This is a genomic window from Maribellus comscasis (genome assembly GCF_009762775.1).
GTDB lineage: Bacteria > Bacteroidota > Bacteroidia > Bacteroidales > Prolixibacteraceae > Draconibacterium > Draconibacterium comscasis.
The window spans coordinates 5,619,890-5,633,525 of sequence record NZ_CP046401.1 but is presented as its reverse complement, the minus strand read 5'-3'; the positions used below and the strand labels follow the sequence as shown (position 1 = coordinate 5,633,525).

Sequence of the window (13,636 nt, the reverse complement as noted above, 5' to 3'; positions counted from 1 at the left end):
CAACCTTATTAATATTTAAGCTATTAATCTCTTTTGGATGAGGGGCATGTTTTTTTTCACAAGCCTTAATATCCTGTTGTGGTATTCTGTATTTTCATTGCATAGCCCCCTGCTTTGGAGTACCTGTAATTTTGAGAGGGATAGTTCAATGGTCTCCAATCGCTGCTCATCAATACGTGCTGAAAGGATAAGCGAATCGGTTTTTATGTGGTAGTCGTTCGTAAAAACACAGTGGTGCAAGGCATCACCTTCCTGTATGACTTCTTCCACGCTTTCAAGTACTCTTACCTGTACCAACCCATCAGTAAAGCAGATGCCAAAAAACCGGGATTTCATTTCCAGAAATTTGGCTTCATCTTCCAATGCCTTCTTTTTGGCTTCTTCCCGGCGTTCCCGTTCTATGTGTTCCCTTTTTTTCCACAAATACCTGTCATGCTCCCTTTGCAGGTCGGGAGGGCAAACATATTTAGAATTGTGCAGGTCTTTGCCGAAAAACCGGAGTAAATCCATGTAATCGCACCACATGGAAGCATCCTCTATTTTATAGTTGTTGCGAATGCAAATGCGGATGGAAGCCCAGTAATTGTTGATGTTCCGATGGTTGTTAAGCGCAAAGAATTTGAAAAGCTCTGTTTGCCCTGCTTTCAGCAAAGTTTCGGCTTTATTTTCTGCGAGCAGGAATTGGAAGAAATCAAATGGGGTCAAGCCGAAAAACTGTTTGGTATAACCACTTCGTTTAATTTCAGGGATTAGTCTTTGCCGGGAATAAACACAGGTTGGCGTAATGTTGTACAACGGCTTTTCGTGGCGAAGTTCGAGCGGACTGTGAAAACTCCAAGTATGGACGAAAAAGCCCATTGGCCTCAGCCTTGCCATTGTTGCATGTTTTCCGTTGGGGGCTATCCAGCGTTGTACCACTTCTGAGTAAAAGTACCGTGCTTTTTCCCCGACTTTTGCCCTGTAATCGATGTAAATGAACCGTAATACCTGAAACCCTTCGCAAGCTGCAATAATACAGAGATACTGATAATCATCGAACACACGTTGCCTTGTGTCTTTGACAATTAGTTTTGTATTGCATTTCGGACAGGTGCAATGTTTTCTTGCTGCTGTATCTGTCCATGAATGCCCACACTCCAGACAGTTTATTACTCCCTTTTTCGTCCTGCGCCCAATGTGTTCTATACAGTTCCGGTAGCCCCATTTAACCTGCGCTTCGGTAACCGGGGGCAGTTTTTTACTTGCCTCCGTTATTGTATTTTGGAATTTATTGCGTGGTTTCATTCCTTAAAAGTTAAATAGTGATTGTTGATTGGCTGTTTCGGACTGCTTCACCCTTTTTGTAGGTTGTGTGAGTTTTGCATAAGCTTCGTCCTGAGCCTTTTGCAGGGCTTCTTTGTGCGCCTGTTGCTTTTCTTCTTCGGTCAGTTCCACCACATGGTTGACTGTTACGTGGCAGTCTACTGGGTCGCCGATGTTGATATTGTCTTCATCGTAATAGTGTACTGCCATAGAATAGATTTCTTCATCAGCGAAGCCGTTGCACCCCAATTTTTGAACTGTATTGAGGATGTACGTTAGACAATCGTCTATATTCTTATCAGGTTTGGAATATTGGAGCGAGAACAATACATCGCTCTCTGCCCGTTGGTCTAAATATGCCTTTATGGTGTTTTTAAAATGATTTGATGCTTTCATATCTTGTAGAATTGTGGGACAACGAATTGTCCCTATGAAACTTTCGTTTTAATCCAATCCGAAATAGCAGGCTAAACGCTGTTCTTTTGACTTTGGGAATATCCAACCTGCGATTTTTTCTCCCTTAAAAGTCAACCGGTTGTTAAACCGCCCGCCCATCGCTTTGAGTTCTTCTTTGATTGGCTTGGTATTTCCGAAAACAGCGACCGCTTTGGCTGAATATTCCACCATGGTACAATTGGCTTTGTCTTCCAACTTTGGGGTATCTGTCGGTGTTCCGTCCGGCTTATTTATGCGAATGTTATCTTCATTGCCTGCGATGTATGCGAATTCCTCAATCGTACGGGTACGGTCATATACAGGCACTTTTTCAATTATCCACCCGTGGTATTTGCTTTCTCCCAGATAGTAACCTGCACCCATGCTGTATTTTTCCCGGTGTTCGTAATCCTGATTGAATTCCGAGAGGTAAGCCGTTTCTTCGAAATTGGAGGCATGTTTGCGCATCTCCGAAAAAATGTCCCTTTTGTGTGTAGAAAAACCTAAAATGACGGTGCGCTGTGTGCTGCTTGCAAAGTAGTCGGTTTGCATATCGCTTTCATCCTGCTTCAACCTTGCCACAATAACAGCCTGTGCAGCTTCGGGGAATATATCGGTGAAGCGTTTGCGACCGACCTGTTTTACTTCGCTAATCCTTATCCGCTCTTTTTCGGCTTCGTCCTCCTCTGCTTTGGCTTTCGATTGTGCTTCCTGAAGGAGTATAGCCACTTCAAACGCATCCATAAATTCCGGTTTTACATCATCGTAATACCTGCCAATGCCGAATTTTTTTGATAAGGGGTTTATTATGTCGGTCCTGTCCAAAGCTTTGGTGTCGGTATTGATTAGATGATACATAAATCCCAGGTTGTTGATGTGTTCCACTTTGTAAACCACATACCGGGATTCGCTCATCGCATAACCATAACCGATAACAACCTGATTTTCTTTTACCACCTGTACTTCGGTATCGGTGGTAGTTTTTCCGAATAGTGAATAATACTTTGCCATTGTTTTTACTATTAAAAGATTAATGAAACCAGCAAAGCCAGAATGATTATGAGAACGAGAAGAGAGACAAGACAGGAAGCCAGTTGTTTAATAACTGCCCAACCGAGGTATAAACCCAAGAGCACCCAGATAAACCCTGTTCCCCAAACATAGAAACCCAATGCTATCAGAGCGATTTTCACAACCAGTTTTATGTTGGTTGGAAGGTAGGTAGATCGTTGTTTCCTATTTTTTACTGTGCTTCTCATAATTTCTGACTTTTTTTTTATGCCGTATCGGAGCCGGTGAGGAGTGACCGTGTTTCAGGGGCATGGGAAAGTAGTGTTTAGCCGATGTCAAATTTTTTGCGGGAAATACGCTCGTCAGAAAAGGAAGAGGAAGATTTTTTGTAAAACCGTCAGGCTTGAATTTGCGTCGGCGTTAAGAACACGGATATACTTTCGCACCTGAACACGGTCGCTCAGGGGCACCAGATAAACCGCTAATGGGGAAGAAATTTCAGGAGAGAAGTACAGTAAAAACTAAACTGTAAACATCCGGCGATTTCACAATGTAATTGCAATTTGAAAAAATTGTTTTTGCGCCAAAAGCTGCCATTATCAAGACATAAAATGTCATCACATGGCTGGCACACAAATCGTTAGTTGACGTGCCTTATTTTTATGGGAAAGGCAAATGAACCATGAATAATAATGAACAAAAATTAATGACCGGATACCAGGTGAAACGCAATGGATTGTGAAGGAGGACATAAAATTTCACCTGAACGGGCAGTTAAACTTTTGAAAGAAGATGGAATTGATGTTACCATAGAACAGGCAAAAGTTATACTTGATTTCATGTATGAAATGGCAGAGATTGTTGTTGAACAATTTCTGGATACACCGGGATAATTTTTTAAATTTACAGGAACAAGAATAACAAGCCATGAGAATTGCCGATTTATATATTCGTGTCAGCACCGATGAACAAGCAGATAAAGGCTACTCCCAGCGTGATCAGGAAGAGCGGCTGACCAAGTATTGCGAAATAAACAATATAGAAGTCCGCAAAGTCGTCTTTGAGGACCATTCAGCAAAAACATTCAAGCGTCCGGCATGGACAAAATTATTGGGAGAATTGAGAAAACGCCGGGGTCAATCGGATTTAATTCTTTTTACGAAGTGGGATAGGTTTAGCCGAAATGCAGGCGATGCCTATCAAATGATCAGTACGCTTCGTAACCTGGGTGTTGAGCCACAAGCAGTAGAACAACCGTTGGACTTATCCATTCCTGAAAATAAAATGATGCTTGCTTTTTATTTGGCAGCCCCTGAAGTGGAGAATGACCGTAGGGCGCTGAATGTCTTTCACGGAATGCGCCGAGCAAAGAAAGAAGGCCGTTGGATGGGAACGGCACCAATTGGGTACGCGAATAAAGTTTCGGAAACCGGGAAAAAGTATATTGCTCCGAGAGAGACAACCGGAAAGATCATGAAATGGGTATTCGAAGAACTTGCCCGAGAACAGTTTAATACGGAGCAAGTATGGAAAATGGCTAAATCCAAAGGATTAAAATGCAGTAAAAATGCGTTTTGGCTGGCCATTAGAAACCCACTTTATTGCGGAAAAATATTTATTCCAAAATACAAGGATGAAGAAAGTTACTTTGTAACCGGTCAGCACGAGCCTTTAATTACCGAAACTTTGTTTTACAAGGTACAGGACGTACTTGACGGGCGTAAAAAGGTTCAGCGGACAAAAATACTTGTCGATGATAATTTGCCATTAAGGGGTTTTCTCATCTGTCCACAGTGCGGACGGCTGTTGTCGGGAAGCGCATCAAAAGGACGGACGAAATATTATCACTATTATCATTGTACGGGAGGTTGTGATTTCAGGCACAGTGCAATTGATTTAAACGAAAAGATTGTTGATAAAATTGGTGAATATGTCCGTCCAATCCCTAAGTTGAAATTGTATAAAGAAGCTATCTTAAACCGTTATAACGAAAAAACTAAAGCACAAAAGGGAGATATCCAGCAAATAAAGCTACAGTTGCAGGAAGAAAACAAACGGCTATCCAAAGCAAGAGAATTGCTTTTATGCGGAGATATTGAGGCCGAAGACTATCGCATAATGAAATCTGAAATTGAAACGCGAATTACCAGGCTTGAAGCAAAATTAACTGGCTCCATAAATGATTCTGAAAACGTAGAACCCTTATGGGACAAGGCGATTAGCAGTATTTCTAACCTTGATTCATTATACGAGAATGGCAGCATTACTCAGAAAAGAAAAATTATTGGTTCGGTCTTTCCCGAAAAATTGACATTTGACGGAATTCAGTTTCGAACCACAAGAATAAATGAAGCACTGGAATATATTTTACTGATAGACAATAAAATAGGAGGCAAAAAAAACGGGACAAACTCATCAATTTTGAATTTGTCCCGTAACGTGAACCTGAAGGGACTCGAACCCCTAACCTCCTGATCCGTAGTCAGGTGCTCTATCCAATTAAGCTACAGGTCCATTTATATTTTCTGAGAACGCTTTGTTACCCGATTTTTAATCAGGTCTGTATCACAAAAGCGGTGCAAATATAATATTTTTTAATAAAACCCAACAAGAAATTAAAACTTTAACTGTACTTTTCCATTTTATCCTCAATGGTAACATCATCATCAAAGTTAACCTGTATTTTAAGGTTGGTCAACATTTTCTCTGTTCCTGCAGTTTTACAGGCGTTATGAATATCTTCAATGAGCCCTGATAAATCTTGAAAAGTACATTCCACTACCGTTTCAAAGGGACAAACCTTATATTTGAATCCCGTGTTTTCAATGGCTGCAATCGCTTCATCAACCAGCGTATATTTCAATTTTCCTTCGGCCTCAGGCAAAACCTGAATAGCCACATTAATTTTATTCGATTTCCAATGTGTTTGTTTCATCTTCTTCATTTTTATCCAACATGCGTAAAATCTCTCCTTTTGACAAAATCTTAACGTTGGTAACAATCATATCCTCCTGTAAAAAGTCACCATACTGATTACATTCATCTACAATATTTCTGAAAATATCCTTTAGGTCAGCTTTTAATGGTAATATTACCTGGCTCGTTGAAAAACCTTCCATAAAATCAATCAATTCAAATTCACCTTCATGTTTTTTTAGCTCAAAAATCAGTTCGTCTTTTAACAGTTTCCGTTGTGTTTCATTAAGCATTGCTTCTTTACTGCGGTTAATAAATACAACAAAATATCTCAATTTCTGACCTTTACCTCCCAAACCTGAAGAAATAAAAACCTGTTGTTCATCGAGTAACGAACTTTGCAGAAGCATCCTGTTTTCCTGCAGGGCCAGAACAGACCATGATTTTAAAATGCCCTCAGCATTTTCCAAAAACTTCTCAATTATCCGGTAGGCCTTAACATCATCAACAGTTGCCAGTGTAGATAATATTTCTTTTTTCCTCCCGATATCTACATCTTCAGAAAATAGTTCACCCTCTCCATTATTAAATTCTTCTGTTCGCTCTTTGTCCTTGTCCCTTATTTTTTTTGAATATTCAAAATATTGCATCTGAATCTCAATATCGATTTGTTCTTCAAGAATATTAAAATTCTCAGGCAGGTTCTCCAGCGCTTTCTGAATGTTATTGTAAAATTTATCCTCTTTCATGCCTTTGATTTATCTGACAAAAATAATGACTTGTTATTATATGAACAGAACATTAACATTTTATTTTTAATAATTGGAAATGTGAATATATTTGTAGCCTTATTTTTATTTAATTTAAGTTTTGATAGAAGGAAGTTGAGCAGGAGTGAAGTTAAGTGAGGTTAAGAATAGTAACAAAGTAATCATAACCAAAGTACTCGGGCATGGTTCATTCCGGAAACGTATTTCGGAAATGGGTTTTATTAAGGGGAAAGAGGTTAAGGTCATTAAAAATGCTCCTTTTAACGGCCCTATTGAGTTTAAAATACTGAATTACAACGTCTCCTTGCGAAAATCAGAGGCAGACCTGATAGAAGTAGTTCCTTCCGATAAATTTGTTGAAAGCCTGAACGGAAGTTACGAAGGTGTAATTGATCGGAAAATCGATCAGATCAACCAGTCGGAGCGGACAAAGACCATCAATATTGCGTTAGTCGGGAATCCAAACTGTGGTAAAACCACCCTCTTTAATTTTATTTCAGGCTCAAAGGAAAGAGTAGGCAACTACTCAGGCGTTACCGTAGATATTAAAAAGGCCACTTTTAAAACCAAAGGTTATACATTCAACTTTTACGATTTACCCGGGACATACAGCTTAACAGCTTATTCAAAAGAGGAAATTTTCGTTCGAAAGTTTATCTATGAGCAAACTCCCGATCTGGTAATTAATGTGCTGGATGCAACCAATCTGGAAAGAAATCTTTTTCTCACTACACAGCTTATCGATATGGATTTACGTATCGTTGCAGCGTTAAATATGTTTGATGAGCTGGAGAAGAAAAAACTTTATTTCAATCGTGATGGGATGTCCAGGCTCCTCGGAATGCCTTTTGTGCCCACCATTAGTTCAAAAGGAATTGGCCTGGACAGTTTGATTGAAAAATTGATAGAGGTTTTTGAAGGAAGGGAAAAATCAACACGACATATTCACATTAATTATGGCAAAGATTTGGAGGAATCAATAAAACTGGTCCGCCAAAAAATTAAAGAGAATAAACCCATTACAGATAAAATTTCTTCCCGGTTTCTTGCTATCAAACTGTTGGAAAAAGATCAACACGTTCTTGAATTACTCACTGATTATAAAAATTTTGACGAAATAAGAGCGGTTACAAATCGTGAAATAAAGAAAATTGAAGGATTGGTGAATGAAGACAGTGAAACCGTAATTACCGATGCCAAATACGGTTTTATTACAGGTGCTCTTAAAGAGACATTTAAAGATCCCAACCAATCAAAAAAAACACGCTCTGAAAAAATAGACAATATTTTAACCCAGAAATACCTCGGTTTTCCGTTGTTTACCGCCATTTTGTTTTTGATGTTTTATGCCACCTTCAAACTGGGAGCTTATCCGATGAATTGGATAGATATTGGAGTTGCAGCACTGGGAAATCTTGTCAACAATATTATGCCGGAAGGAATGTTAAGAGATTTGCTGGTAAACGGCATCATAAGTGGTGCCGGCAGCGTTTTGGTTTTTCTGCCCAACATTCTTATTCTGTTTTTCTTTATTTCGCTTCTGGAAGGAACGGGTTATATGGCTCGTGCAGCTTTTATCATGGACAAAATCATGCACCGCTTTGGGCTTCACGGGAGATCCTTTATTCCTTTGATTATGGGATTTGGATGTAATGTTCCTGCAATTCTCGCAACCCGGACGATGCGCAACCGTGGTGATCGAATATTAACCATGCTTATCATTCCGTTTATGTCATGCAGCGCAAGGCTTCCGGTATATATTCTTATCATATCAGCATTTTTTGACAAATACCATACGCTTTACCTCGTTGGAATCTACATGGCCGGAATTATATTTGCCTTTTTAACTGCACAAATTCTGAATAAAACCGTTTTTAAAAACAAGGAAACTCCTTTCGTTATGGAACTTCCGACATACCGTTTACCTACTTTCAGAAATATTATTTACCAGATGTGGGATAAAACCCAACACTATCTTAAAAAGATAGGAACGATTATTCTTGTCGGAGTGGTTATAATCTGGGCTTTGGAATATTTCCCGCGCCATACCGAAAAAGCTGCACAATATGAGCAGCAATTAGAGCAGGTTCAGCGCAATGACAATCTCTCCGGTGAATTAAAAAAGGAGCAAACAGCAACATTGGAGCAACAAATTGAATCCGACAGATTAATGAACTCCTATTTGGGAAGATTAGGCAGAGTTGTTGAGCCAGTAATGCGACCACTTGGCTTTGACTGGAAAATGAGTATTAGCCTTCTTGCCGGACTGCCGGCCAAAGAAATTATCGTAAGTACAATGGGGGTACTCTACCAAACAAATAGTGACGAGAGTACGGTTAATCTGCAAAAAAAGCTAAAGGATGAAACCTACGAAAGCGGAAAAAGACAGGGACAAAAAGTTTTTACACATCCCACAGCCCTGGCATTTCTGATTTTTATTCTTATATATTTCCCTTGTATCGGAGTAGTTGCAACTATAAAAAATGAATCAGGTTCCTGGAAGTGGGCTGCATTTACCATTTTTTACACCACAACACTTGCGTGGACAGCTGCGTTTGTTGTATTTAACATCGCTCAACTTATTTTTTAGATTGTCATGGTGCAGGAGCTAATAACTTATATGATCATCGGTGCTGCAATTGCGGTGGCAGCATTAAAAACGATAAAAAAATTCGGCAAAAAAAGAGCGAAACAGAAACATACAACAAATTGTAACACATCAAAAACGGCTCACAATTGTTCCGATTGTTCCGCCGAATGCATGCTGCGAGATGCGGTTAATCCATTGCCGGAGGGAGAAAACGAAAAAAACCTTTGCCAAAAAATTGAAATTAAATCAAAGTAGTTTCAAATTCTTTATTGTTTCTATAGAATTTTCAGCATTAAAAACAAAACTACCTGCAACCAAAACATTTGCACCTGCCTCAAAAAGCTTTTTCCCGGTTTCGTAATTTACTCCGCCATCTACCTCTATCAAACAATCCGGGTTAAATCTTTCCGTTAACTCTTTTAACTGGGCCACTTTTTTATAAGTATTCTCAATAAATTTCTGGCCTCCAAAACCCGGATTTACCGACATCAGCAAAACCATGTCCAGTTCTGCAATAATATCTTCCAAAAGCCATACCGGTGTATGTGGATTTAAACATACACTGGCCTTTACGTTCTGCTCCTTTATCGACTGAATAGTTCGGTGCAGGTGCGGACACGCCTCATAATGAACTGTTAAATAGGAAGCTCCGGCCTTTGCAAAAGGTACAATAAACTTGTCCGGATTTACAATCATCAAATGCACATCAAGCGGTTTTTCCGCTATTTTATTGACATCTTTGATAACGGGAATACCAAATGAAATATTAGGTACAAATACACCATCCATTACATCAAAATGAATAAAATCAGCTTCACTTTGATTGATGGTTTGAATAGCTTCTCCCAAACGATTAAAATCAGCGGAAAGGATAGAAGGTGCGATCAAACGTTTCATTCGCAAAAATTATTTTCCCAGGTATGATTTTAACAACCTGTTTCTGTATTGATTTTTTAGTTTTTTTATTGCTTTTTCTTTTATCTGCCTTACTCTCTCACGGGTCAAGCCAAACTCATCGCCTATTTCTTCCAGCGTATGCGCCTGATAACCGTTCAGGCCAAAATAAAACCTTAAAATTTCTGCTTCCCTGTCTCCCAATGTAGAAAGCGAACGTTCTATTTCCTTTCGGAGAGAACTGTCGATTAAGCTGTTATCCGGACTCGGAGAGTCATCGTTTAGCATCACATCATACATATTGTTGGCTTCCTCTTCGCGAATAGGAGCATCCATAGACACATGCACACTAGAGAAATTCATTGAATCCTCTATCATCTCAGGTCTTGCTTCCATAATCTCGGCAACTTCTTCAACTGTTGGCTCTCGCTGAAACTCCTGTTCGAGTTTATTAAAAGCTTTATTAATTTTGTTAATAGAGCCAATCTTATTCAACGGAAGCCTGACGATTCTTGCCTGTTCGGCAAGCGCCTGCAAAATTGATTGCCGAATCCACCAAACAGCATACGATATGAACTTAAACCCACGAGTTTCATCAAATCTCTCGGCTGCTTTTATTAAACCAAGATTTCCTTCGTTTATCAGGTCAGGTAAACTTAGTCCCTGGTTTTGATACTGTTTTGAGACAGAAACCACAAAACGAAGATTTGCTTTGATTAAGGTTTCCAGAGCCTGTCTGTCCCCTTTTTTGATTCGTTTGGCTAGTTCAACCTCCTTTTCGGCAGACAACAATTCAACTTTACCAATTTCATGAAGATACTTATCCAACGATAAAGTATCACGATTGGTAACTTGTTTTGTAATTTTTAGTTGTCTCATAATTTAATGGTTAGTAAAAAAACTTTCGGGTTGAATTTATCAATCCTTTTTGTTCCCACAAAAATAACATTTAAAATCTAGTAAACTATACGTAGAAATACCCGATCAGTTAACAAATAAAACGGATTTGTTTAGAATAAGTTTAAAAATATTAGAAATTTCTATTATAAAGCAAAAATTTCTTAAAATCTGAATATTTTTTGTATAAAAAACTTACTTTTCGTTTTCCTTTCATAAATGCTGCCAATTTATCCGGAAGCGCAACATTTCCGGTTCCTATAATTTGCTCTATTGTTTCCGTAAACTTGGCAGGATGAGCTGTTTCCAGAAAAACACCTGTTTGATTCTCCTGTAAATAATCGTCAAGCGACTGAAAACCACATGCGCCGTGTGGGTCACATAAATACCCATTTCTTCTGTACACTTGTTGAACAATTTCCCTGATTTGTTCGTCGGAATATCTGAAACCTATAATTTTTTCCGCAATTGTTCTATAGGAATGATTATACAAATCCAAAATGCGGGCAAAGTTACTTGGTGCGCCCACATCCATGGCATTGGCAATTGTTTCCACTGAAGAACGCGGGTTGTACTCGCCCGTTTTTAAATATTGATAAACAATATCGTTCTCATTATTTGCAGCAATAAATTGTTTTACCGGCAATCCCATTTCCTGTGCAAACAGCCCGGCCGTTAAATTGCCAAAATTCCCACTGGGAACTGAAACTACCAGCTCTTTTGCTTCAAGGGCACCAATTTCTTTTAAACGGGCGTATGCATTAAAATAGTAAAAAGCCTGGGGGAGAAAACGGGCAACATTTATTGAGTTAGCCGATGTTAATACAAGTTTCTTATTTAACTCTTCATCCAAAAATGCAGTTTTTACCAGGTGCTGGCAATCATCAAAAGTCCCGTCAATTTCCAATGCTGTAATATTTTTCCCGAGCGTAGTAAACTGCGATTCCTGAATTTTACTCACCTTACCTTTAGGATACAGCACATATACATGAATACCTTCAACCCCTAAAAAGCCATTGGCAACCGCGCTTCCTGTATCGCCTGATGTGGCCACCAATACATTGACCTGCTTTTCTTTTTCTCCCAAAAAGTGATTTAATAAACGAGCCATAAAACGGGCACCAACATCTTTAAATGCCAGTGTAGGACCGTGAAAAAGTTCGAGTGAGTAAATATTCTCCTTTACCTTTACCAGCGGGCAATCAAACTGCAAGGTATCAAAAACAATTTCTTCCAGTTTGGCTTCTTCGATATCTTCTCCAAAAAACTTTTTTGCCACCTCAAAAGCAATTTCCTGAAAAGAAAGTTTATGGATGGAGTTAAAAAATAAAGATTCAAATTTTTCAATCCGCTCCGGCATAAAAAGTCCGTTATCGGCTGCAAGTCCTTTTACTACAGCTTCTTTTAACGAAACCGGCGGTGTATTTTTATTGGTACTGTAATATTGCATCTTTTATTTCACTTCATTGGCGATGACAAAAATAACAAGCCTGTTTTCAGTTTCAATCAATACAGAGTTTCAACAACAAAGATTAAAGTATTAATAACAAAAACATGACTTTTATCAGAAAACCACAAGTAACTATACCTAAATATTTAAGAATGTCCGGATAAATTCATCACCTTTTAATAAACCTATCGAACCATTTTTCACATCAAATTCATCGTATACTCCCGTTCTGTCGGGTTGAATTCCTCTTTTATAAATTATAAACGGAACCGCATCGCGGGTATGCGTTCTTAATGCACACGGAGTTGGATGATCAGGCAAGACAGCCACTGCAACCTCGTCGTCCATCTTCTCAATTTCCTCCAGTATATATTTTACAACCCGGGCATCAAGGTATTCAATTGTTTTTGTTTTTAATTCAACGTCACCTTCATGTCCGGCTTCATCACTTGCTTCAATATGAAGGTAAACCAAATCGTTTTCTTTTAACGCGTCAACAGCGGCTTTTGCTTTCCCTTCGTAGTTGGTATCATACAAACCGGTTGCACCTTCTACATGAATCACTTTCATCCCTGCATAAACACCAATTCCCTGGATTAAATCCACAGCCGAAATAACTGCCGTTTTTTCAAGTCCAAACATTTCTTTTAGGGTTGGCATGGCGGGTTTGTATCCGGGCGACCAGGGCCAGATACTGTTTGCAGGCTCCTTACCAACTTGTTTCCTTTTTATATTTACGGGATGTTCCGCAAGCCATTTTTGTGATTTAAAGATTAAATTATTTAATAAATCAGCCGTTTCCTCTGCTTTAGCGGATTTTGCTTTGATCGCCACTTCAACAAAAGGAGTACCTGGCACATCGTGCGGTGGGGTACATTGTAAATCTTTTTTTCCATTTTTTATCACCAGCAAATGTCGATAGGAAACACCGGAATAAAACCGAACTTTCTCACTTCCCAGCTTTTCATTTAAAAAAGAAATCAGCTCAGAAGCTTCTTCCGAAGAAATATGACCTGCCGAATGATTTTTTATTTTTTCATCTTCAACGGTAATCAGATTACAGCGCAATCCTAAATCATCGGGCCCAAGTTCGATTCCAATACTTGCTGCTTCGAGCACTCCCCTGCCCTCAAAAACTTTTTCCACGTCGTAACCTAAAACCGCCATATTTGCCACCTCGCTTCCCGGATGCATGGAATCGGGTACCGTAATAAACTGTCCGGCCTGGCCATTTTTAGCTAACCAGTCGATATGAGGCTTGTTTGCCATTTGGAGCGGCGTTTTTCCGCCATAATTTTCAAGAGGTTCGTCCGACATTCCGTCGCCAAGAATTATAATGTACTTCATAATTTCAGTTTAATCGAAAATTCC

The 13,636-nt window shown here is 39.2% G+C and carries 13 protein-coding genes and 1 tRNA gene; 3 read left to right on the top strand and 11 right to left on the bottom strand.

Annotated features, from left to right (window positions below; all coding sequences use genetic code 11):
- Window positions 1-15 precede the first annotated feature (15 nt).
- From GM418_RS22780 to GM418_RS22765, 4 genes are read right to left on the bottom strand one after another with little or no spacing between them, the layout of a single operon-like run.
- On the bottom strand, window positions 16-1,284 hold the full coding sequence (locus tag GM418_RS22780; protein WP_158869512.1) for a PcfJ domain-containing protein: 1,269 nt from the start codon (window positions 1,282-1,284) through the stop codon (window positions 16-18).
- A gap of 3 nt (window positions 1,285-1,287) precedes the next feature.
- Complete coding sequence (locus GM418_RS22775) at window positions 1,288-1,698, bottom strand: PcfK-like family protein (RefSeq protein WP_158869511.1); 411 nt, start codon at window positions 1,696-1,698, stop codon at window positions 1,288-1,290.
- Between the two features lie 48 nt (window positions 1,699-1,746).
- Window positions 1,747-2,748, bottom strand: a complete 1,002-nt coding sequence (locus GM418_RS22770; protein WP_158869510.1) for a fusion protein — start codon at window positions 2,746-2,748, stop codon at window positions 1,747-1,749.
- Between the two features lie 11 nt (window positions 2,749-2,759).
- Window positions 2,760-2,996 carry a hypothetical protein gene (locus GM418_RS22765; RefSeq protein ID WP_158869509.1) on the bottom strand — a complete coding sequence of 79 codons (237 nt, stop codon included), beginning with the start codon at window positions 2,994-2,996 and terminating at the stop codon, window positions 2,760-2,762.
- Window positions 2,997-3,479: 483 nt separating this feature from the next.
- On the opposite strand from GM418_RS22765, the gene GM418_RS31510 reads away from it, so the two are divergent.
- Window positions 3,480-3,641, top strand: coding sequence for a hypothetical protein (locus GM418_RS31510; RefSeq protein WP_217447568.1), 162 nt, complete (start codon window positions 3,480-3,482; stop codon window positions 3,639-3,641).
- Window positions 3,642-3,675: 34 nt separating this feature from the next.
- A complete protein-coding gene (locus tag GM418_RS22760) occupies window positions 3,676-5,223 on the top strand; it encodes a recombinase family protein (protein WP_158869508.1) in 1,548 nt (515 codons plus the stop codon).
- On the opposite strand, the gene GM418_RS22755 is transcribed toward GM418_RS22760, so the two are convergent.
- From GM418_RS22755 to GM418_RS22745, 3 genes are all read right to left on the bottom strand, one after another.
- Window positions 5,189-5,262, bottom strand: a tRNA-Arg gene (locus tag GM418_RS22755). The two genes, GM418_RS22760 and GM418_RS22755, sit on opposite strands and share 35 nt — an antisense overlap.
- Before the next feature lie 109 nt (window positions 5,263-5,371).
- Window positions 5,372-5,683, bottom strand: coding sequence for a thiamine-binding protein (locus GM418_RS22750; protein ID WP_158869507.1), 312 nt, complete (start codon window positions 5,681-5,683; stop codon window positions 5,372-5,374).
- Complete coding sequence (locus GM418_RS22745) at window positions 5,655-6,413, bottom strand: hypothetical protein (RefSeq protein ID WP_158869506.1); 759 nt, start codon at window positions 6,411-6,413, stop codon at window positions 5,655-5,657. The genes GM418_RS22750 and GM418_RS22745 overlap by 29 nt, the downstream gene beginning before the upstream one ends.
- 145 nt (window positions 6,414-6,558) lie before the next feature.
- On the opposite strand from GM418_RS22745, the gene feoB reads away from it, so the two are divergent.
- Window positions 6,559-9,024, top strand: coding sequence for a ferrous iron transport protein B (feoB, locus tag GM418_RS22740; protein ID WP_158869505.1), 2,466 nt, complete (start codon window positions 6,559-6,561; stop codon window positions 9,022-9,024).
- A 246-nt stretch (window positions 9,025-9,270) separates the two neighbouring features.
- On the opposite strand, the gene rpe is transcribed toward feoB, so the two are convergent.
- The 4 genes from rpe to GM418_RS22720 all read right to left on the bottom strand — a co-directional run bounded on the left by rpe (window position 9,271) and on the right by GM418_RS22720 (window position 13,612).
- On the bottom strand, window positions 9,271-9,921 hold the full coding sequence (gene rpe / locus GM418_RS22735) for a ribulose-phosphate 3-epimerase (RefSeq protein WP_158869504.1): 651 nt from the start codon (window positions 9,919-9,921) through the stop codon (window positions 9,271-9,273).
- A 9-nt stretch (window positions 9,922-9,930) separates the two neighbouring features.
- Window positions 9,931-10,797: a sigma-70 family RNA polymerase sigma factor gene (locus GM418_RS22730; protein WP_158869503.1), complete on the bottom strand. Its 867-nt coding sequence runs from the start codon at window positions 10,795-10,797 to the stop codon at window positions 9,931-9,933.
- Between the two features lie 151 nt (window positions 10,798-10,948).
- Entirely contained in the window at window positions 10,949-12,265 is a 1,317-nt protein-coding gene (gene thrC / locus GM418_RS22725; protein ID WP_158869502.1) for a threonine synthase, read from the bottom strand.
- A gap of 138 nt (window positions 12,266-12,403) precedes the next feature.
- Window positions 12,404-13,612, bottom strand: a complete 1,209-nt coding sequence (locus tag GM418_RS22720) for a cofactor-independent phosphoglycerate mutase (RefSeq protein WP_158869501.1) — start codon at window positions 13,610-13,612, stop codon at window positions 12,404-12,406.
- Between the last annotated feature and the right edge of the window lie 24 nt (window positions 13,613-13,636).

Excerpts from the sequence above, each read along its gene's own strand:
- GM418_RS22750 (WP_158869507.1), bottom strand. The coding sequence starts at position 5,683 with ATGAAACAAACACATTGGAAATCGAATAAAATTAATGTGGCTATTCAG.
- GM418_RS31510 (WP_217447568.1), top strand. The coding sequence starts at position 3,480 with ATGGATTGTGAAGGAGGACATAAAATTTCACCTGAACGGGCAGTTAAA.
- GM418_RS22770 (WP_158869510.1), bottom strand. The coding sequence starts at position 2,748 with ATGGCAAAGTATTATTCACTATTCGGAAAAACTACCACCGATACCGAA.
- GM418_RS22720 (WP_158869501.1), bottom strand. The coding sequence starts at position 13,612 with ATGAAGTACATTATAATTCTTGGCGACGGAATGTCGGACGAACCTCTT.
- GM418_RS22745 (WP_158869506.1), bottom strand. The coding sequence starts at position 6,413 with ATGAAAGAGGATAAATTTTACAATAACATTCAGAAAGCGCTGGAGAAC.
- GM418_RS22780 (WP_158869512.1), bottom strand. The coding sequence starts at position 1,284 with ATGAAACCACGCAATAAATTCCAAAATACAATAACGGAGGCAAGTAAA.
- rpe (WP_158869504.1), bottom strand. The coding sequence starts at position 9,921 with ATGAAACGTTTGATCGCACCTTCTATCCTTTCCGCTGATTTTAATCGT.
- thrC (WP_158869502.1), bottom strand. The coding sequence starts at position 12,265 with ATGCAATATTACAGTACCAATAAAAATACACCGCCGGTTTCGTTAAAA.
- GM418_RS22760 (WP_158869508.1), top strand. The coding sequence starts at position 3,676 with ATGAGAATTGCCGATTTATATATTCGTGTCAGCACCGATGAACAAGCA.
- GM418_RS22775 (WP_158869511.1), bottom strand. The coding sequence starts at position 1,698 with ATGAAAGCATCAAATCATTTTAAAAACACCATAAAGGCATATTTAGAC.
- GM418_RS22730 (WP_158869503.1), bottom strand. The coding sequence starts at position 10,797 with ATGAGACAACTAAAAATTACAAAACAAGTTACCAATCGTGATACTTTA.
- GM418_RS22765 (WP_158869509.1), bottom strand. The coding sequence starts at position 2,996 with ATGAGAAGCACAGTAAAAAATAGGAAACAACGATCTACCTACCTTCCA.